This is a genomic window from Herbidospora sp. NBRC 101105, assembly GCF_030269205.1.
Classification (GTDB): domain Bacteria; phylum Actinomycetota; class Actinomycetes; order Streptosporangiales; family Streptosporangiaceae; genus Herbidospora; species Herbidospora solisilvae.
On record NZ_BSSX01000006.1, the window covers coordinates 617,386 to 637,555 of the forward strand.

The following is a 20,170-nucleotide window of genomic DNA, read 5'->3' on the forward strand; positions in this document are numbered from 1 at the left end:
AACCGTTTCCAGAGGGCTCGGAGGACGTGGGGATACTTCATCAGCTGCGCGAACACCAATGACCCCCGGCGTGATCTGTCTCAGACCGACAGCTCTTGACAACGTTCTGAAACCGTTTCCTGACTGATGCGCAGGCGAAGCCGCCAGGTCCGCGTGTGGAAGAATCGGGTGGTGGTCGTGACAATCAAAGACGTGGCGAGGCTGGCCGGGGTCTCGGTTTCGTCGGTCTCCCGGACCTTGGCGGCGCCCGAGAGTGTGCGGCCCGGAACCCGTGAGCGGGTGCTGCGGGCCGCGGCCGAGGTCGGATACTCGCCGAACGCCGCCGCGCGGGCGCTGACCACCGGCCGGACCTACAACGTCGGTCTTGTCGTCCCCGACCTGGCCAACCCCTTCTTCCCGACCGTCGTCAAGGCCATCCAGTCCCGGGCCCGCGAGTTCGACTACTCCGTCCTCCTGGTCGACACCGACGAAGACCCGACGGCCGAGGTCGAGCTGATCCGCAAGCTGGTCAAGCAGGTCGACGGGTTCCTGTTGTGCGGTCCCCGGGCGGCCGACGACGACCTGCGGTCGTTCGTCGGCGAGACGCCCGTCGTCACGGTGAACCGGCGGGTCGGGCCGATTCCGTCGGTGATCTGCGACCACACCGACGGGGTGCGCCAGGCCGTGGGCCACCTGGCGGCGCTGGGGCATCGCGCGATCGCCTACCTCGGCGGGCCCCGGGCCTCGACGGTGAACCGCGAGCGGGTGCGGGGGCTGCGGTCGTTGTGCGCGTCGATGGGCCTCGAACTGGTCGATCTCGGGAACGCGACGCCCAACTTCGACGGTGGCGCGGCCGCCGCCGACCTGGTGCTGGCCGCGCCCGTCACCGCCGTCCTCGCCTACAACGACCTGCAGGCGCTCGGGCTGGTGAGCCGGTTCAAGGAACGCGGGGCCTCCGTGCCGGAGCAGATCAGCGTGGTCGGGTTCGACGACATCCCGCTCGCCGGTCAGGTCAGCCCGCGCCTGACCACCATCGCCCAGCGGGGCGACCTGCTGGGGCGTGCCGCGGTCGACCTGCTGCTCGACCTGTTGCAGGACCGGGTGGGAGCGGCGGGCTCGCGCCGGGTCATGCCGACACAGCTGATCGTGCGAGGCTCGACCGGACCGGTTGTCACATCCCCGCCAGGGTCGCGGCCGCCCCGCGACGGGTGAGCGTGGTGAGCCAGCCGACGATCAGCTTCCGCAGCGTGGTGTCGTGCGCGAACTCGGACGGGAAAACCGCGCGCAGGTCGAGCAGGGCCGCGACGACGCCGGCGGGGCCGGGTCCGGCGGTGGCGAGCGCGGAACGGATCCGGTCGGCGAGCGGGTCGTCCAGCGGCAAGGGCCGGCCGTCGTCGGCCGTGCCCTGGACGAACCGCATCCACGCGGCGACCACGAGCGCGGCCCACGGCGTGGGCGCACCCTGCGCGCGCCGGTCGAGAACGGTCCGCACGATGCGCGCGGGCAGTTTGTGGCTGCCGTCGGTGGCGATCTGCAGCGTCCGGTGATGGATCGCCGGGTTGGCGAACCGGTCGAGGACACTCCGGCCGTAGGCGGCCGGGTCGATGCCCTCCGGCGGGGTGAGCGTGGGCAGGATCTCCTCGGCGAGCAGGAGTTCGGCGAACACCCGGGCCTGGGGGAGGGCCAGCGTTTCGGCGATCGTGGCGCGGCCGGCGAGCGCGCCGAGATAGGCGAGCGAGGAGTGCAGGCCGTTGAGGGTGCGGAGTTTGAGCTCGTCGTAGGGGCCGGTGTCGGCGGTGAGAACGGCGCCGGCGCGGTCCCAGGCCGGGCGGCCGTGCGGGAAGGCGTCCTCGATGATCCATTGCCGGTACGGCTCGGCCCGCACGGCGGCCAGATCCGTCACGCCGAGTCGTTCCCGCACCAGATCCAGCGTGCCCGGGGTGACGGCCGGGACGATGCGGTCGACCGTCGTGCCGGGGAAGGTGACGTTGCCGGCGATCCACTCCTGTGCCCTGGTGTCGGCGCGGACGGTCCGGCCGATCAGCTCGCGGAGCCGGGCGCCGTTGCCGGGCAGGTTGTCGCAGCTGACCACGGCCAGCGGCCCGGCGTCGGCGCGGGCCCGGGCGAGCAGCCCCCGGGTGAGCAGCCCGGTGATCACGGCCGTTTCGCCGGCCGGGACGTACGCCTTCTCGGTCAACGTCAGCGTCACCACCCGGATGCGCGGGTCGGCGAGCAGGGCGACGACCCCGTCCGGGTCCCCGGCGGCGTGCACGACCCCGGTGAGCGCCGCCACCACCCGCACGTCGGTGCGCCGCGCGGCCGTGGAGGCCACCGCGAACATCAGGTCCTGCGCCCGCAGCGCGTCGTGGACGGCGCGCGAACGCGGCGCGACGGCGACGATCCCCCAGTCGCCGCCGGCCGAGGCCATCGCCTCCTCGGTGTAGATGGCCTGGTGCGCCCGGAAGAAGGCGCCGAGCCCGAGGTGGACGACGCCCGGCCCGGCCGCGCCCGGCTCGATCAGCGGCCGGCACTCGGCGGGCAGCCCGGCCAGGGCGGTTCGCCCCAGTAGCGCCCGCGGTCCCGTCATCACCACGGCAGCACCGCGGCGGGTTGTCCGAGCCGGAAGACCCGCTTGGGCAACCGGTAGGCCAGGTCGACGACGGTCTCGGCGGCCTCGTCCATCGGCAGGCGGTGCTCGGCCACCAGCTGGGCCAGGACGCCGGCGTCGATCCGGCGGGCCATCTCGTGGCGCACCGGGATGGAGCAGAAGGCGCGGGTGTCGTCGACGAAGCCGGCGGTGTTGTAGAAGCCGGCGATCTCGGTGACGGTCTTGCGGAAGCGGCGCAGCACGTCGGGGGAGTCGAGGAACCACCACGGCGCGCCGAGGTACATCGCCGCGTAGCCGCCGGCCATCGGGGCCAGTTCGCGGGTGAAGGCGTCCTCGTCCAGCGTGTACACCACCAGGCGCAGCCGTGGGTCGTTGCCGTGCGCCGCCAGCAGCGGGGCCAGGCCGTGGACGTAGTCGGTCGCCTGCGGGATGTCGCCGCCCACGTCGCGGCCGTACGAGCGGTGCAGCCATCGGTTGTGGTCGCGCACGGCGCCGGGATGCAACTGCATCACCAGGCCGTCGTCGATGGACATCCGGGCGAACTCGACGAGCATGTGCGCCCGGAAGGCCTCGGCGCCGTCCGGGTCGATCCGGCCGCGAAGCGCCGCGGTGAACAGCGCCGCCGCCTCGTCCTCGTCGAGCACGAGGGTGCGGGCGGTCGGGTGGCCGTGGTCGGTGGACGTGGCGCCCGCGGCGGCGAACGCCTCCCGGCGTGCGCGCAGCGCGGCGAGGTAGCCGCGGTAGGCGCCGGTGTCCTCGCCGGTCATCTCCCCGAGCCTGGCCACGTTGCCCGCCCAGTTCTCGAACTCGGGGTCGACGACGTCGTCCGGCCGGAACGTGGTGATGACCCGGCCGCCCGGCCCGCCCCAGCCGTCGGCGGCGAGCCGGGCGTGGTCGCTCAGGTCGTCGAGGGGGGACTCGGTGGTGGCCAGCACCTCGATGTTGAAGCGCTCGAACAGCGCGCGCGGGCGGAACTCCGGCTCGGCCAGGCGGGCGGCGATCTGGTCGTACACCTCGTCCGCCGTGGCCGGGCCGAGGGTGGTGGTGACGCCGAACACGTTCTGCAGCACCCGCTCGGTCCACAACCGGGTCGGGGTGCCCCGGAACAGGTGCCAGTGCCCGGCGACCAGCCGCCAGATCTCCCGTCCGTCGGTCTGCGCCGGTCCGGCCTCCGGCGCGTCCGGGCGCGGGGGCACCCCCAGCAGCGCGGGCGGCACGCCCTGGCTCAGCAGCATCCGGGTCAGGTAGTGATCGGGCACGACTAGGAGCCGCGCCGGGTCCGGGAAGGGCAGGTCGTCGGCGAGCAGGGCCGGATCCACGTGTCCGTGCGGGGAGATGATCGGCTGGTCGTCGACGAGGGCGTACAACTCCTGGGCGATGGCCCGGGTGTACGGATCGGGCGGGAACAGCAGATGGGGGGAGGACACGGAACTCCTTCGGTGACCCGACCGGGATTTTCACCCTGAGCCATCCGTTTCCAGTTTGTCAATCCCACCTGCTTTGCTGGTCACACCCGTGCTGTGCGAGCCGTCGGCAACCTGAACGTCACCTCGTTGACAGATTCCGGAAACGGTTCCAGACTGACCGCACGGTTACCGGGTCCACGTCGAGAGATCGGGAGGGCCCCGTCGTGACGGTGACGATCAAGGACGTGGCCCGGCTGGCCGGCGTGTCCCCGTCCTCTCGTCAAGGCGGTCCAGACCCGGGCCCGCAGAGCCGACTACACCGTGTTCCCGGCGCTGGAAGCGCACTGATCCGGACGCCGGTCGGCGGCTTCCTGCTCTGCTCGCCGCGCTCCGCCGACGAGGAGCTGCGTTCCTCCGCCGGTCAGACGCCCCTTGTCGTGCTCAACCGGCGCGTCGGCCGGCGGACCGGCTCCCGTGTTCTCGCCACCCGACTGCTGGTCCGCGCCTCCACCGGACCGGCACCCCACCCCTGAGCCCACGCACCCCCCGTGCCGGCGACAAGGAGAGCAGCGTCATGCGAACGTACAGACACCCGTTCCTCGCGGTGATGGCCATCGCGGCCCTGCTGACGGCCGCGTGCGGAGCGCCGGACGGCGGCGCCGCACTGGCCGGGACCGGCGGCCCGGTGCCGGAGAAGCCGGCGTCCCCGGTGAACCTCAACATCCTCGACGTCGCCGGCAACCTCCAGCTCACCCAGGGGATGATCGAGGAGTTCGCGGAGCGGAACAAGGACGTCGTCTCCCGGGTGACCTTCACCAAGGCCACCTCTCCCGAGCTGGTCGGCAAGATCAAGGCCCAGCAGGGCGCCAACCGCGTCGACATCGACCTGGTCCTGACCGGCGTCGACGGCCTGGCCGCCGGCATCGAGCAGGGGTTGTGGACGCCGCTGCTGCCTGCCCATGCCGACCGGCTGAGCGGCATGGGCGACTATCTGCCGGGCGCGGCGGAGATGCAGAAGCTCGCCGGCGACCACGGCGTGACCGTCACCTACTACCCATCGGGACCGCTGATCGAGTACCTGCCGGCGAACGTCCCCAACCCGCCGGCCAACGCACAGGAACTGCTCGACTACGCCAAGGCCAACCCGGGGGCGGTCCAGTACGCCCGCCCGTCCAACTCCGGACCCGGCCGCACGTTCCTGATGGGCCTGCCCTACCTGCTCGGCGACACCGATCCGAAGGACCCGGTCAACGGCTGGGACAAGACCTGGGCCTACCTGAAGGAACTGAACAAGCACATCACCCTCTATCCGTCGACCACCAGCGAGACGATGAAGAACCTGGCCAACGGCTCGGCGAAGATCATCGTCTCGACCACCGGCTGGGACATCAACCCGCGTGTGCTCGGCACCGTGCCCAAGGAGGCGAAGATCGGCACCCTCGACGGCTTCCACTGGGTCACCGACGCCCACTACGCCGTGGTGCCCAAGGGGGTGCCGGCCGACCGGCAGGCCGCCGTGCTCGCCCTGGTGGCGTGGATGCTCACCCCCGAGCAGCAGGCCAAGGCCTACGACAAGGGCTACTTCTACCCGGGACCGGCGATCAAGGACGTGCCGCTGTCGATGGCGCCCGCCGACAGCCGCCAGGCGATCGAGGAGTTCGGGCGGCCGGAGTACGAGCAGCTCATCGCCGGCAACCCGCTGGAGGTGCCGCTCGGATCCAAGGAGCTCGTCGCGGCGTTCGACCGGTGGGACCGCGAGGTCGGCGGGGCCAAGGTGAGGAGATGACGGCGGGCGGCCGGTTCGACCGGCTGCGCCTGGACGGGGTGTCGCGCCGGTTCGGCGGCAGCGACGCGCTGGCCGGCCTCGACCTCACGATCGAGCGGGGGGAGTTCATCACCCTGCTCGGCCCCTCCGGGTGCGGCAAGTCGACCGCCCTGAACTGCCTGGCCGGGCTGCTGCCGCTGTCGCGGGGCAGCATCTGGCGAGACGAGACCCGCCTCGACACGCTCCCGCCCGAACAGCGCGGCTTCGGCATGGTCTTCCAGAACTACGCGCTGTTCCCGCACATGTCGGTGCGGAAGAACATCGCGTTCGGGCTGCGGATGCGCAAGGTGGCACGGGCCGCGGTGCGCCGCCGCACCGACGAGGCGATCCGGCTGGTGCACCTGGAGGCCCACGCCGACAAGCTGCCCGGCCAGCTCTCCGGCGGCCAGCAGCAGCGGGTGGCGATCGCCCGCGCGGTGGTCGTCGAGCCGTCGCTGGTGCTCATGGACGAGCCGCTGTCCAACCTCGACGCCAAGCTACGGCTGGAGATGCGCACCGAGATCCGCCGGCTGCACCAGTCGCTCGGCCTGACCACCGTGTACGTGACGCACGACCAGGAAGAGGCGCTGTCCATGTCCGACCGGCTGGTCGTGCTGCGCGCCGGGCGGGTCGAGCAGATCGGCACCCCCGAACAGGTGCACACCCGGCCGGCCAACCGGCACATCGCCGACTTCATGGGCTTCCGCAACCTGCTGCCGGTCCGGGTGGCCGGACAGGCGGGCGACGGCGTCGTCGTGGACGGGGCAGGCCTGCGCCTGACCGGCAGCCCGGTCGGCGAGATGCGTCCAGGCGACCCGGCGGTCGCCGCGATCCGGCCGGAGGACGTCCGGATCGCCGATCAGCCCGGGGGAGGCGTCGAGGTGACCGTGGAGGTCGTGGAGTATCAGGGCCGGGAACTGAGCGCCGAGGTCCGGACCGGGGACGGGGCGCTGCTGCACCTGCGCACCGCCCGGCGGCTGGCGCCGAAGGACCGGATCGAGGTCGTGCTCGATCCGGCCCGCCTGCTGGTCTTCCCCGCCGACCCGGGCGAAGGGGGTGGTGAACCGTGACCCGCGTCGCCCTCCGGCACCGGCTGGCGGAACGGGGCGTCGACGCGCACCTGCTGCTGCTCGGGCCGGCGGCCCTGTTCGTCGCCGCCCTGTTCGTCTATCCGTTCGCCTACGGCATCGGTGTGTCGGTGCAGCCCGTCGAAGGCGGGCCGTTCGCCGCCTACCAGGCGTTCTTCGGCGACGCCTACCAGCGCGACACCATCGCCACCACCCTGTGGATCGCCCTGCCGGCCGCGCTGCTCAACGTGCTGGCCTCGGTGCCGGTCGCCTACCGGATGCGGGGCCGGTTCCGGGGGAAACGGGTCCTGACCACCGTCCTGGTCGTGCCGATCACCCTGGGCACCGTGCTGACCGCCGAAGGGCTGCTCAACTTCCTCGGGCCGACCGGCTGGTTCAACCGCGTCCTGCTCACCCTCGGCGTGGCCGACGCGCCGGTGAGCCTGACCCACAACTACTGGGGCGTGTTCCTCTCGCTGGTCATCACCGGGTTCCCGTTCGCGTTCCTGCTCGTGCTCTCCTACCTGTCCGGCATCGACCCCAGCCTGGAGAAGGCCGGGGCGGTACTCGGCGCGGGCTGGGCCCAGCGGTTCTTCCGGATCACCCTGCCGCTGCTCGCGCCCGGGCTGGCCACCACGTTCTGCCTGACCTTCGTGCTGGCCTTCAGCGTGTTCCCGTCGGCGATCCTGGTCGGCGACCCGTCCGGCTCCACCCGGGTGATCTCCATCGCGGCGTACGAGGCCGCCTACGTGCGCTACGACTACGCCGGCGGCGCCGCCGCGGCGATCATCATGGGCCTGGTCGAGCTGGTCGTCATCGGCGTCGTGCTCGGGCTGCGCGGCCTGTTCTACACCGGCTCGACCGCGGGAGGGAAAGGGTGACGCGGCCGCGGCGACGGATCGTCGCCACCCCCGCGGCCTGGGCGGTGTGGGGCGCCGTGACCCTCTTCTTCGTCGGCGTCGCCGGCGTCATCGGCTCCGTCCTGGTCAACTCCTTCGGCACCCGCTGGTTCGACACCTGGTTGCCCGAGGGCTACACCACCGAGTGGTACGGGCAGGCGTGGGAGGAGTTCACCCTTCTCCCGGTTCTCGGCGTCACCCTCGTGGTGTGCCTGCTCGTGGCCGGGATCTCCGTGCTGGTCGGCGTGCCCGCCTCCTACGTGCTGGCCCGCCGTTCCTTCTACGGCCGTCGCGCCGTCTACCTGATGTTCCTGCTGCCGATCCTGATGCCGCCGATCACCTACGGCATCCCGCTGGCCACCGTGCTGTACAAATACGGCTTCGCCGGCCACCTGTCGGGCGTCGTGCTGGCCAACCTGGTGCCGTCCATCCCCTTCGTCATCCTCACCATGACCCCGTTCATCGAGCAGATCGACCCGGCGGTCGAACGCGCCGCCCGGGTGTGCGGCGCCCGCACCCGCCAGGTGTTCGTCCGGATCCTGGCGCCGCTGCTCGTTCCGGGCATCCTCGCGTCGTCGATCCTGGTGGTCGTGCGTACCGTCGGGATGTTCGAGCTGACCTTCCTCACCGCGGGGCCCGACTCGCAGACGCTCGTCGTGGCGCTGTTCTACTCCATGTCGGCCTCGGGCATCCGCGCCCAGCAGTCCGTCGACGCGATGGCCGTCATCTACACCGCGATGATGCTGGTCCTGCTCGTGCTCGCGCTACGGTTCGTCAACCCCACCCAGCTCGTCGCGCGCGTCAAGGAGGACCCCGAGTGAAGATCGAGGACGCCCGTGTGATCGTTTGCAGCCCCGGCCGCAACTTCGTCACCCTCAAGATCGTCACCGACGAGGGGGTGACGGGGGTCGGCGACGCCACCCTCAACGGCCGCGAACTCGCCGTCGCGAGCTATCTCGCCGACCATGTCGTGCCCGCCCTCATCGGGCGTGACCCCGGCCGCATCGAGGACACCTGGCAGTACCTGTACAAGGGCTCGTACTGGCGGCGCGGCCCGGTCACCATGACCGCCATCGCCGCCGTGGACACCGCCCTGTGGGACATCAAGGGCAAGGTCGCCGGCCTGCCGGTGTACCAGCTGCTCGGCGGCCGGTCACGAGAGGGCGTCACCGTCTACGGCCACGCCAGCGCCCCCGACACCGAATCGGTGCTCACCGAGGTCGCCCGGTACGTCGAACTCGGCTACAAGGCCGTCCGGGTGCAGACCGGCGTCCCGGGCCTCCAGACCACGTACGGCGTCGGCCGAGGCCGGATGTTCTACGAACCGGCCGACGCCGCGGTCCCCAGCGAGGCGACCTGGTCCACCGAACGCTACCTCGCCCACACCCCGTCGGTGTTCGCCCGGGTCAGAGACGAGTTCGGGCCCGGCCTGCGGCTCCTGCACGACGTGCACCACCGGCTGACCCCGATCGAGGCCGCCCGGCTCGGCCGGGACCTCGAGCCCCACCGGCTCACCTGGATGGAGGACCCCGTCCCGGCCGAGTTGCAGGAGGGCTTCCGGCTCATCCGGCGGCACACCACCACCCCCATCGCGGTGGGGGAGGTGTTCAACACCGTCTGGGACTGTCAGCAGCTGATCACCGAGCAGCTCGTCGACTACATCCGCACCACCGTCGTGCACGCGGGCGGCATCAGCCATCTGCGGCGGATCTTCGACCTGGCCGCGCTCTACCACGTGCGCAGCGGCTCCCACGGCGCCACCGACCTGTCGCCCGTGTGCATGGCCGCCGCCCTGCACCTGGACATCAGCATCCCGAACTTCGGACTGCAGGAGTACATGCGCCACACGGAGGAGACCGACGCGGTGTTCCCGCACTCCTACCGCTTCGAGGACGGCTATCTGCTCCCCTCCGAGAGCCCCGGTCTCGGCGTCGACATCGACGAGGCCCTGGCGGCGGAGTATCCGTACAAGCCCGCCTCCCTGCCCGTGAACCGGCTGGAGGACGGCACCATGCACAGCTGGTGAGCCTGTTCGCGTGGACGAGAATATTCGAATACGCGGCGATTATTCTCGGCCGCAGAAAAGCCAGGCGAATTCGATCAGGTCCACCCGGTCCCGGAGATTTCCGTGTGGTCGTTCCACACATATCCGGTGACACCGGCGCAGCAGTCCGAATGCCACCACAGATTTCCGGCGCTGTTCACGCAGCGCTTGTTCACGCGGAAAAGCTGACGGTATTTCCAGGTGGCCTTCACGCTGGATTTCGAGGAGTAGCTGCTGTGGACCTTGGTGCTGGCGACCCTGACTCGCCGGATGTGCGGCGTCCAGTTCGTGCATCCCGCCATGACCTGGGTGCCCTGCACCTTCGCCGCCGCCGCGCTGGGCGTGACGACCGCGACGGGCGTCCCGACCACGGTGATCGCCGCGGCCGCGATGGACAGGACCCGGGTGCCCTTCATTCGCATTTCGAGCTCCGTTCATGAGGTCTGATATCAGTGATCCTCCTTTCGGTGATGATCACCCGTCAAGATCGCGTGTGGAGCTTGGCACGGATAGGCCACTCCCGCCATCGATATTGTTTCGAAATTCCCTCTTCTTCGAACGGCGGGTGTCTACGACATTCGCAGCCCGGCGACCTGGATCGCGGCGAAGCCCGCGACCACCACGGCCTGGGCGACGGCCCAGACGGCGCCGATCGTGGTGAAGGAGAGGGCCCCGGCGACCACGGCGGCGACGCTGGCCAGGGACCAGACGATGTTCAGCGCGATGACGGCTCTGGTGGCGGCCGGGCTGATCGGGCGGCGGGTGGACAGCAGGCCGACGGCGAGGCCGTACACGAGCAGGAAGGCGCCGATGCCCCGGAGCAGGCCGGCCTCCGGGCCGAGCAGGTCGCTCACCGGGGCGGCGAAGACGAGGTAGACCAGGCCGTTGCCCCCGGTGACCACGGCGTCGGCCACGAGCGCCCAGCGCAGGAATCTCGTGCGGTCGGTGGTCGCGGTCGCGGCGTTCATGGCGGGCTCCTTCGGCGTGGGGTTCGTGCTGACACCTCGAAAGATGTCAGCCGTCGCGCGGAGCCGCGATTACGCCGCAGGTAATGCGGCAGGCGATCAGCGGAGCGGCTCAACCCCGGGTGAACGTCAGGTGCGTGACACCTGAGGGCGTCGAAACCGCCTCGATCGTGTACGTCTTCTCCAGCGCCTCCAGCCCGTCCCAGAGCCGGACCCCACGGCCGAGCACGATCGGCACCTGCACCAGGTGGAGGTGATCGACCAGCCCTTCGGCGAGGAAGTCACGGACGACCGTGGGTCCGCCGCCGACCCGCACGTCCAGGCCGCCGGCGGCCTCACGCGCCCGCGCGAGCGCCTCGGCGGGGGAGGCGTCCAGGAAGTGGTAGGTGGTGCCGCCGCCCATCTCGATCGACGGCCTCGGCCGGTGGGTGAGGACGAAGACGGGCGTCCGGAACGGCGGGGTGTCGCCCCACCAGCCCCGCCAGGACGGGTCGTCCTGCCAGCCGGGCGGCCCGAACTTGCCCGCGCCCATGATCTCGGCGCCGACGCCCTGACTGTGCCGCACCGCGAACACGTGATCGGCTCCTGCGGCGCCGCCGGCGTCACCGTGCATCTCGTGCCAGAACCGGGTGGCGAACATCCACTCGTGCAGCCGCTCCCCGGCGTGCCCGAACGGCGCGTCAGGGGTCGGGCCGTCGCCGGTGGCGAAACCGTCCAGCGAGATCGAGAGGTTGTGGACACGTACCGCGGACATGAGCGGGCTCCTTTGGTCGGGCTTCACCCATGAGTCGGAGCCGGCGGCCCGCTTTCTACATGTCTCCCACAGATCCAGCTGTGCCCGATTTGCCATTCTTTGGTGGTTTTCTTCTGGAAACCGGCAAGGATCGATAAGGGGACCCTTCCGGGAAGGGGTGATCAACGTGAGCTGGTGGCATCGGTGCTCGATCCGGGCTCGCCTGGCCATGATGGCCGCTGCCGTGATGGCCCTGCTGTGCACCGCCATGGCGGTGTTCATCGTGCTCATGGTCCGGCAGACGGCGATCGACCACCGGACCGAACAACTCTTCACCAACGCCATCAACCTGGGCGCCCAGTTGCGCCGGAGCGTTCCCGACCTGCACGAGAAGAATCCGGGACAGGCGGTCCAGGTGTTCGACCCGGCCGGAGCCGTCGTCGCGGCCACGCCCGGCATGGCGGACCGGCCGCCGATGACGAACCTGCGCCCGGATCCCGACGCCTACGCCACCACCACGACCTGTGACGCCCCCACGTTCGCCGGCCGGTGCATGATCGAGCTCGCCTACCCCGTCCACCGGGCCGACGGCCTCTGGCAGCTCGACGTGGCCGTCCCGGCCGTTCCCTGGTACGTCAGCCCGCAGCTGATCGTGCCGCTCGCCACCAGCTGGGTGCTGCTGGTCGCGGCGGCCGCGGTGGGCAGCCACCGGATCGTCGGCAAGACCCTGCAGCCGGTGTGCTCCATCACCCACACCCTCGCGCAGATCACCTCCAGCGACCTGCGGCACCGGGTGCCGGTCCCGAAATACCGCGATGAGCTGCGCGACCTCGCCCAGACCGCGAACCGGACCCTGGACCGCGCCCAGGCGGCGGTGGAACGGCAACTCCGCTTCGCCTCCGACGCCTCCCACGACCTGCGCAGCCCCCTGACCGCCATCCGCACGCGGATCGAGGAGGCCCTCATCGAGCCGCGCGAGGCCGACTGGCCGCGGACGGGCGAGGCGCTGCTGGACAGCGTGGACCGCATGCAGGCCCTGATCGGCGACCTGCTGCAGGTGGCCCGGCTGGACGCCGGCGTCACCGCCCGGCACGAGCCGATCGACGTGACCGGCCTGGTGGCCGGGGAACTCGATCGCCGCGCGCCCAAGGCCGAGCTGCGCCGCCGCCTCACCCCCGGCGTGACGGTGGAGGGGGCGCGGATCGAGTTGTCCCGGCTGCTGAACAACCTGCTCGACAACGCCGCACGACACGCCGCCTCCGCCGTCACCGTGACCCTGGCCCTGGAGGCCGGCCAGGCGGTGCTGGAGGTGAGCGACGACGGGGAGGGCATCGCCCTGGAGCAGCGAGAGGCCGTCTTCCAGCGGTTCACCCGCCTGGAGGCCTCCCGCGCCAAGGACCCCGGCGGCACCGGCCTGGGACTGCCGATCGCCCGGCAGCTCGCCGAAGCGCACGACGGCACCCTGACCGCCGAAGACAGCGCCCGCGGCGCCCGATTCGTGCTGCGCCTGCCCCTTTACGCTCCCTCCCCACCACAGTGCTGACGCCGCGTGATCGTCTACGACGAGCGGACCGGGAAGCTCATCGTCGAGTTGTTCACGCTGCTGCGCGGGGGCCGGAGCTTCCGAGGTCTGGCGAGAGATTTCGAGGCCAAGGGATACCGGAATCTGGAGGGCAACCCCTGCACCCCGCAGCATCTTCGCAGCATGGCGCAGAAGGCCGCCTGCACCGGGTTGTGGGTCCACCACGGCGATCGAAAAAGACATTTACAGGACTTCGTGACACATGTGATGATCATTCAGTTTCCATACACCTGTTCGAAAGGCTGGAGTGAACACATCACGATTAGCGCTGGGCCTATCCGCTCAGACGCGCCGTCGCGCTGCCCTGATCACAGCTCTGACGCTGCCGCTCTCGCTGATGAGCGCGCCCGCAATCGCCCAGGACCTCACATCAACCCCTATCCCCACGCAGGTACGCACACCCACCCCCGCAACGTCGCAGCCAAGCGTCCCTACTACTCCCATCGGCAAAGCGCTGGCGCAGTCCAAGAAGGAGAACCGGCGCGTCGAGATTGAGTCGCTGCGCTCGGAGAGCACCACGATCTACGCCAATCCAGACGGCAAGACCGTGCGCGTGGAACTGTCCACCGAGCCCGTGCGGGTCAAGAAGGCCGACGGTGAGGGCTTCGCTCCAATCGACACCACACTGGTGGAGCAAGACGGCGTCATCAAACCCAAGGCCATCCAGGGTGACCTGACACTGTCGGCGGGCGCGGACACCGTCGTGCTGAAGAGCAAGACCGCTCAGGACATCACCGAGATCGAAGCCCCGGACGGCAGACTGCCCAAGCCCACGCTGAAGGGCAACACCGCCACCTACCGGTCCGTTTATGGCAAGGGCCGTGACCTGGTGGTGATCGCGAACGCGACCGGGTTCCGGCAGCAGATCACCATCGCTGAACGGCCCGTCGGGCCGGTCTCCTTCCGAGTCCCGTTCGACCTGCCCAAGGGCATGTCCTTCGGCAAGAACGCCGCGGGCCGACCCATCGTCGTGGGCAAGGACGGCAAGACGCTGACCGAGGTTCGGCCGACACTGCTGCAGGACGCCACGGCCGCCGACGCGAGCGCCCCGCTCGATGCGGGCAAGATCGGCAGGGCCGCCGTCACTCTCGCCGAGGACGGCAAGACCCTGGTGTTCACGCCGGATGCCGCGTTCTTGGCTGATGCGGCGACGACCTACCCGGTGACGATGACTGCCGCGGCCTCTGACTGGTACGAAAGCCATACCGGCGTCGGCGCCGGCATGGACGTCTACATCAATGACGTCGACCTCAGGGAGGGCTGGGACACCTTCTCCGATCCCGAGGTCGTGGTCGGCAAATCCTATGCCAGCAGCGTCGCCAAGCGCTGGCGTGGTTACCTCAAGTTCCCCAACATTCCTGCCGAGTTCGCGGGCAGCACGGTGGAGAACGCCGACCTGCACCTGTGGAACCATCTGTCCAACACCTGCGGTACGTCGGTCGGTTCCGGCATCACCGCGCGGCAGGTCACCTCCACCTGGGATGACATGCTGCTGTCCTGGAACAGCCAGCCGTCTGTCATCGGTACGGGCGCGGACACCGAGTACGGGGCCTACAGCGAAGACTGCAACTATGCCTGGAACCTGACCCACTCACTCGACGACATCGTCCAGTCATGGGTCAACGGTGCCACCAACCACGGCATCCAGCTCACCGCGGGTAATGAATCCGAATTGCGAAACTGGCGGCGCTACGCCTCGGAGGAGGCGGGCGGCTGCAGGACGTCGCCGCTGGAAGACTGCAAGTTCCAGCCCCACCCGCCCATCCTCAGCATCGACTTCGTGGAACCCCCTGCTCCGCTTCGCCGCGAGACCGTGGTCATCTCCTCACGTGAGCCGCTCACCTCGATTCCTGAATACGAGGAAGCCCTCACCAGGTCGGTGTACGTCCCGGAGATACCCGAGTCCATTGAGTCGCTGGCGATGAGCGAGGAGCAGGTAACCGCCACCGAACAGCATCGGGACGGTGAGGGCTCCTTCATCGGAACCGACAACCTCTCTCCTGCCGATCCCGCTGAAGGCGATGGCGACACCAGCAATCCTGAGGGGGAAGACACGGTAGCACCGAGGGTGCTGGCGACCGAACCGGCCGGCGATGCCACCGAGGTTCCCCTGGACTCTCAGATCAAAGTGACGTTCACCGAAGAAGTCGGCGAACCCGTGATCGCGGTGAAGACCGTGCAGGGCGCCGATGTCCAGGGCGCCGTCGCTATCGACAGCACCGGAAAGATCGCGACCTTCACCCCTGCACAGCCGCTCCACCCCGGCATGGGGTACACCGTTGATGTGTCGGAAGCGATCGACGCGTGGGAAAACGTCATGGAGCCGTATACGTGGTCGTTCACCACCAGCGGGCCGGACACGACGGCACCGACGGTGACTGCGACGAACCCTGCCACGGGAGCGGCGGACGTTTCGGTCACCACGGCGGTCAGCGCGACCTTTGGGGAGCTGGTCTCCGAGGCTGAGATCACTCTGGAGGATCCGGCGGGAGCAGCGGTCCCGGGGACATCGGCGATGGACGGCACCGGTAGGGTCCTGACCTTCATTCCCAGCCAGCCGCTGGCTCCGAACACCGTGTACTCCGCTGAAGTAAGCGGTGCCAAGGACGCCGCCGGCAACGTGATGGCGGCCCCGTATGGCTGGTCGTTCACGACGGCGCCGCCGGACACGACGGCGCCGACGGTGACCGAGACCGTTCCGGGTCCGGACGCCTCTGGGGTGGCGGTCACGACCGCCGTGAAGGTTACGTTCAGCGAACCGGTGTCGGCGGCGCAGACTGCGGTGAAGGGTCCGGCGGATGCGCCGGTTGCGGGTAACACCGTGATGGACGCCGAGAACAAGGTGCTGACTTTCACCCCCGCGCAGGCATGGACCCCGGCCACCAAGTACACGGTGGCCGTGAGCGCGGCCAAGGACGCCGCAGGCAACACCATGGCCCCGCACAGCTGGTCGTTCACCACCGTCGGCAATCCCATCGGCACCAATGGGACTGACTATCCCATCAACGACAATGCCACGGTGGAATCCCCCATCACGATGTCGGGCTACTCCGGTAACGCCTCGACCACCTCCACCGTGGAGGTGCATATCGCCCACACCTACATCGGGGACCTCCAAGTCGACCTGGTCGCACCCGACGGCAGCACCTACCCCCTGCACAGCCATACCGGCAGCGACACGGACAACATCGATCAGACCTATACCGTCAACCTGTCCAGTGAGCCGATCAACGGCACCTGGAAACTCCGCGTCAACGACAACGCCGGCGGCGACACCGGAAAAATCGACTCCTGGAAACTCACCCTGGGCGGTCCTGCCACACCCTCTATCCCCACCGGTAGCAACCCCGATGATGTCGCCATCACCGACAATGCCACGGTGGAATCCCCCATCACGATGTCGGGCTACTCCGGTAACGCCTCGACCACCTCCACCGTGGAGGTGCATATCGCCCACACCTACATCGGGGACCTCCAAGTCGACCTGGTCGCACCCGACGGCAGCACCTACCCCCTGCACAGCCACACCGGCAGCGACACGGACAACATCGATCAGACCTATACCGTCAACCTGTCCAGTGAGCCGATCAACGGCACCTGGAAACTCCGCGTCAACGACAACGCCGGCGGCGACACCGGAAAAATCGACTCCTGGAAACTCACCCTGGGCGGTCCTGCACCGGCCGGGCTGCAGGCCCAGGCGGAACCGGAGCAAAGGACAGCTGCGCCGACATTGTCCCGGGCACCGGCCGAGAACTCCCAGCCCTCCCAGGACGGAGCGGCCGCGGATCGGACTGCGGCCGCGGCTACCGGCGGCACCTTCGATTATGAGCACTCCAGCCTGGAGGACTGCAGGGTCAGCCCGCGCGGAACTGACTATGCCGAATATGACGCTCGCATCGAGGAGCTGCCTTACAGCTCATGCTGGTCCGCCTACCTCTACCTCCAGGACTACGAATACGATCCTGATACACACAAGATGAAGAAGGCAAACAGGAGGAGCAATGTCTTCGCAATGTTCGCCGAACATGTGGGGGAGGAAGTCGAGGAGCTGTTCGATGACGACGACGCCTTTCGCTTCCGCGCCACATGGGTTATTCATAGCTACCTGGGCGACAAGACCGGCAACAGCGTGGTCAACGGCGCGGGAAGCGGCCTGAAGCCAACCACCATGAAAATGTTCCTCCGTCTCGATGACTTCGCGGTCGTCGATGACAGTGACGGCGGAGAGGTTAAGTTCTCAGGGAACAGGATGGGCGGCCTGCCCATCACGGCAGGACTGCTGACCGGCGCCCGGAGTGGCAGTAACGGCGACTGCGACCCTGATGGCCAGACAAGGCACAAGGATGTTTCGGAATGGCATTCCACGCCTGACGCGATGTTCCTTATCAGCGCATCAGTCCCCTCCAACAGCACAATGATCTGTTCATTCACGCCAAGCCTTCTGCTTCATACAGATGACGGAATAACGGTCCTCAATCTCTGGAGCCAAGAGGTCAAGGACGAGGACGGCCTGACGATTGGCGTGCGGCGTCACGGCAGCGAAGAACCCTATGATTTCACATGGGTGCCGAATTTCCGGTGCGACAGGAAGACCTTCGGTGCCGGTAATGACGACGTCCCGGACCACACCGGCGGCTGTGTCAACACTCGATCCAAGCGCGTGTTCGTTATGTCCAAGTCCAGGGACGCGAGATTCATCGAGGTCATCGAGCATATCGAGGCGGCGCTGAACCCCAGCAACTCTCAGACTTTTCCGCCGCTTCGGCCGGGCCACAATTGGGGTGATCCAAGTCATCCGCCCAGCAGATTTGGCCCAGTAGGCGGGCAGAACAAGCAAATCCCCGGCAACTGGGGGGCACCTGGTGCCAACAACCCGGCAGGGAAGCCGCTAACCCGTGGCATGACCAAGGCGGAGGCCAACGCCGAAGGCACAATCCCGACCTATGACTACAACAGAAACTATTTCTCCAAGAGAGAACTGCACATGGATGTGGGGACGGCACAGGAAATGCACTGGCTTCTCCCGCCGTCCCTGCCGGTCCCGCCGGCGACCGAGCTCGAACACAACATTCGCGAGAAAGAGCGTGAGCGCCGCGCCTGGAGCATAAACTACTGCAAATACTACATGCCGGAGAAGTATCGCGCACCGAACACGGCGGACAAGCTACCCGGGGGAATGGGTAACTCCTGTGACGAGTACCCGTTCGCGTCAACCCTCCAAGGAGCCGCTTATGCTCAAGGGAATTTTTCCCTGAAAGCTGTGAATGCCCGGCAGAACAGCTTGCACGGGACGGCGCTCGAAACGTTCTACACGCAATTCCGAGTAGGGCGAGGCACTAAGTTCTGGGTGCTGATCGAATCTTAGGATTCGCCAGTTGAACCCATCCTGGGAGGTGGGCGTGGAGTGGCATCACTAAACTTCTCGCCCACTTTCCTCTCACCGTCGTCGTACAGAATCCGGATATCACGATGAATGCTCTTCCTGCCGAAAGCCAACAGAGTCTCCTGCTTGAACATGGACTGCACAGCTTCTTCATGGCCCAATGGGTCAGCATCGAAGACATCGGCGAGGTGGCCCGGCGGTTACGCATCGAAGCGGAGACGACGGTCGTGTGCGACTTTCAGGCTGCCATGGAATTCTACGGTTCCACGTCCGAGGGGTCACAGCGGGCTTGGATCACCCGCCTTGCTCCCGGCTGGTCCCTGGTTCTTTATCTCAATGGATTCAGGTCGTCTCCGGAGGCCCTCAGCCTAGGCGGCCAGCGCGTTTTCGATGTCTCATGCATCTACGGTATAGGAGAAATCGATGAACTCTCCTACATTCACGATGGTGTATGGGATGGAACCATCTACGATGCGGAAGAATATCGCATCTACTGGGAGGATCTGACCTATGACATCAGTTCACTGGAAGGTCAGCTGGAAGAGTATCTATGTGTCCTGGGAAGAGTCAGTGGGCGGTTTCTCGACCGCGACTGGTTTTCATCACGTGGGCTGCTGGGAATCACCCCCGACTAGGACGTGTTTCGAAGTGTTGTGACGGGCTGGCGTGTCGTGGCCGGGAAATGAAGAAGGTCTCCGGTAAGTGGGTTGATCGACCAAGAAAAACCTGACCACCGGAGACCTCGTGGCCACCTTAGCGGTGACGCGGCGGTTCGACCTGAGCGATGCGCAGTGGGCCCGGCTCAAAGCCGTGCTCCCCATGCCCGTGAAGCCAGGCAGGCCCGCGCAGTGGACCAAACGCCAGCTCATTGACGGCATCCGCTGGCGGGTGCGGGTCGGGGCGCCTTGGCGGGACGTCCCTGACTGCTACGGCTCCTGGCAGGCGGTGTACGCGCTGTTCCGCCGCTGGCAACGCGCCGGTGTCTGGCGGCAGATCATGACCGCCTTGCAGACGGGAGCCGACGCCGCCGGGTTGATCGGATGGGAGATCGGCGTGGACTCCACCGTCTGCCGGGCTCACCAGCACGCGGCGGGAGCCCGCAGGTCAGGCGATCGGCAGGCCGAACCACCCGGCGGGGTCACCACCGAGCCGGCCGATCACGCCCTGGGCCGTTCCCGCGGCGGCTGGTCGACCAAGCTCCACCTGGCCTGCGACAGCGGCCAAGGCCTGCTCGCGTTGGTGCTGACCGCCGGACAGCGAGGCGACGCACCTCAGTTCATCCCCGTGATGACCGCCATCAAAGGTTCCCCGACCAGGGCCGGGTCGTCCTCGCACCCGGCCGGAGGTGGTCCGGGCGGACAAGGCCTACTCCTCACGCGCCATCCGCGCGCACTTACGCGCCCGCAGGATCAAGGCCACGATTCCCGAACCCGCCGACCGCATCGCCGGCCGCCTCCCGCGCGGCAGCCGAGGCGGACGCCCACCCGCATTCGACCCGGCCGACTACCAGGCCCGATCAGCAGTCGAATGCGGGATCAACCGGCTCAAACGCCACCGCGCCATCGCCACTCGCTACGACTGTGAGGATCGAAGGGTGCCGCCTCGGGTGGTGGTCTGACCCGCGTTACGACTGGCCCATGTGCCCTGTGTTTGATCTGTCGGCCATCACCCGGGACGGCGCTCGCTGCCGCCGGACC

General features: G+C 68.3%; 15 protein-coding genes and 3 pseudogenes. 13 read left to right on the forward strand and 5 right to left on the reverse strand.

Annotated features, from left to right (window positions below; all coding sequences use genetic code 11):
* The first annotated feature begins 177 nt into the window (after window positions 1–177).
* Window positions 178–1,191: a LacI family DNA-binding transcriptional regulator gene (locus QSK34_RS26620; RefSeq protein ID WP_285587754.1), complete on the forward strand. Its 1,014-nt coding sequence runs from the start codon at window positions 178–180 to the stop codon at window positions 1,189–1,191.
* Here QSK34_RS26620 and QSK34_RS26625 read toward each other — a convergent pair.
* Together QSK34_RS26625 and uxaC are read right to left on the reverse strand one after the other, a co-directional pair.
* The gene (locus tag QSK34_RS26625; RefSeq protein WP_285587756.1) at window positions 1,151–2,566 is read right to left on the reverse strand and encodes a mannitol dehydrogenase family protein; all 1,416 of its coding nucleotides are present in this window, start codon (window positions 2,564–2,566) and stop codon (window positions 1,151–1,153) included. The two genes, QSK34_RS26620 and QSK34_RS26625, sit on opposite strands and share 41 nt — an antisense overlap.
* The gene (uxaC, locus tag QSK34_RS26630) at window positions 2,566–4,014 is read right to left on the reverse strand and encodes a glucuronate isomerase (protein ID WP_285587758.1); all 1,449 of its coding nucleotides are present in this window, start codon (window positions 4,012–4,014) and stop codon (window positions 2,566–2,568) included. Before uxaC ends, QSK34_RS26625 begins: the two co-directional genes overlap by 1 nt.
* 203 nt (window positions 4,015–4,217) lie before the next feature.
* On the opposite strand from uxaC, the gene QSK34_RS26635 reads away from it, so the two are divergent.
* The 6 genes from QSK34_RS26635 to manD are packed head-to-tail and all read left to right on the forward strand — an operon-like array spanning window position 4,218 to window position 9,789.
* Window positions 4,218–4,526, forward strand: a complete 309-nt coding sequence (locus QSK34_RS26635) for a hypothetical protein (RefSeq protein WP_285587761.1) — start codon at window positions 4,218–4,220, stop codon at window positions 4,524–4,526.
* Window positions 4,527–4,567: 41 nt separating this feature from the next.
* Window positions 4,568–5,779: an ABC transporter substrate-binding protein gene (locus tag QSK34_RS26640; protein WP_285587763.1), complete on the forward strand. Its 1,212-nt coding sequence runs from the start codon at window positions 4,568–4,570 to the stop codon at window positions 5,777–5,779.
* Window positions 5,776–6,867 carry an ABC transporter ATP-binding protein gene (locus tag QSK34_RS26645; RefSeq protein WP_285587765.1) on the forward strand — a complete coding sequence of 364 codons (1,092 nt, stop codon included), beginning with the start codon at window positions 5,776–5,778 and terminating at the stop codon, window positions 6,865–6,867. Before QSK34_RS26640 ends, QSK34_RS26645 begins: the two co-directional genes overlap by 4 nt.
* On the forward strand, window positions 6,864–7,745 hold the full coding sequence (locus QSK34_RS26650) for an ABC transporter permease (RefSeq protein ID WP_285587767.1): 882 nt from the start codon (window positions 6,864–6,866) through the stop codon (window positions 7,743–7,745). Before QSK34_RS26645 ends, QSK34_RS26650 begins: the two co-directional genes overlap by 4 nt.
* The gene (locus QSK34_RS26655) at window positions 7,742–8,584 is read left to right on the forward strand and encodes an ABC transporter permease (RefSeq protein ID WP_285587769.1); all 843 of its coding nucleotides are present in this window, start codon (window positions 7,742–7,744) and stop codon (window positions 8,582–8,584) included. The genes QSK34_RS26650 and QSK34_RS26655 overlap by 4 nt, the downstream gene beginning before the upstream one ends.
* A complete protein-coding gene (gene manD, locus QSK34_RS26660) occupies window positions 8,581–9,789 on the forward strand; it encodes a D-mannonate dehydratase ManD (protein ID WP_285587771.1) in 1,209 nt (402 codons plus the stop codon). The genes QSK34_RS26655 and manD overlap by 4 nt, the downstream gene beginning before the upstream one ends.
* Window positions 9,790–9,863: 74 nt before the next feature.
* Here the strand turns inward: manD and QSK34_RS26665 are convergent, their stop codons facing one another.
* The 3 genes from QSK34_RS26665 to QSK34_RS26675 all read right to left on the reverse strand — a co-directional run bounded on the left by QSK34_RS26665 (window position 9,864) and on the right by QSK34_RS26675 (window position 11,526).
* A complete protein-coding gene (locus tag QSK34_RS26665; protein ID WP_285587773.1) occupies window positions 9,864–10,229 on the reverse strand; it encodes a hypothetical protein in 366 nt (121 codons plus the stop codon).
* 147 nt (window positions 10,230–10,376) lie between these two features.
* Window positions 10,377–10,775, reverse strand: coding sequence for a hypothetical protein (locus QSK34_RS26670; protein WP_285587775.1), 399 nt, complete (start codon window positions 10,773–10,775; stop codon window positions 10,377–10,379).
* 109 nt (window positions 10,776–10,884) lie between these two features.
* Complete coding sequence (locus QSK34_RS26675) at window positions 10,885–11,526, reverse strand: dihydrofolate reductase family protein (protein WP_285587776.1); 642 nt, start codon at window positions 11,524–11,526, stop codon at window positions 10,885–10,887.
* 166 nt (window positions 11,527–11,692) lie between these two features.
* Here QSK34_RS26675 and QSK34_RS26680 point away from each other — a divergent pair, with 166 nt between their 5' ends.
* The 6 genes and pseudogenes from QSK34_RS26680 to QSK34_RS26695 form a co-directional block, all read left to right on the forward strand.
* A complete protein-coding gene (locus QSK34_RS26680) occupies window positions 11,693–13,048 on the forward strand; it encodes a sensor histidine kinase (protein ID WP_285587778.1) in 1,356 nt (451 codons plus the stop codon).
* Window positions 13,049–13,054: 6 nt separating this feature from the next.
* Window positions 13,055–13,258, forward strand: a pseudogene (locus tag QSK34_RS37845) (recombinase family protein); the annotation flags it as partial.
* A gap of 76 nt (window positions 13,259–13,334) precedes the next feature.
* A complete protein-coding gene (locus QSK34_RS26685; RefSeq protein ID WP_285587780.1) occupies window positions 13,335–18,455 on the forward strand; it encodes an Ig-like domain-containing protein in 5,121 nt (1,706 codons plus the stop codon).
* A gap of 104 nt (window positions 18,456–18,559) precedes the next feature.
* Window positions 18,560–19,108 carry a hypothetical protein gene (locus tag QSK34_RS26690; RefSeq protein WP_285587783.1) on the forward strand — a complete coding sequence of 183 codons (549 nt, stop codon included), beginning with the start codon at window positions 18,560–18,562 and terminating at the stop codon, window positions 19,106–19,108.
* A gap of 124 nt (window positions 19,109–19,232) precedes the next feature.
* Window positions 19,233–19,769, forward strand: a pseudogene (locus QSK34_RS37850) (IS5 family transposase); the annotation flags it as partial.
* A 43-nt stretch (window positions 19,770–19,812) separates the two neighbouring features.
* Window positions 19,813–20,091, forward strand: a pseudogene (locus QSK34_RS26695) (hypothetical protein); the annotation flags it as partial.
* Window positions 20,092–20,170 lie beyond the last annotated feature (79 nt).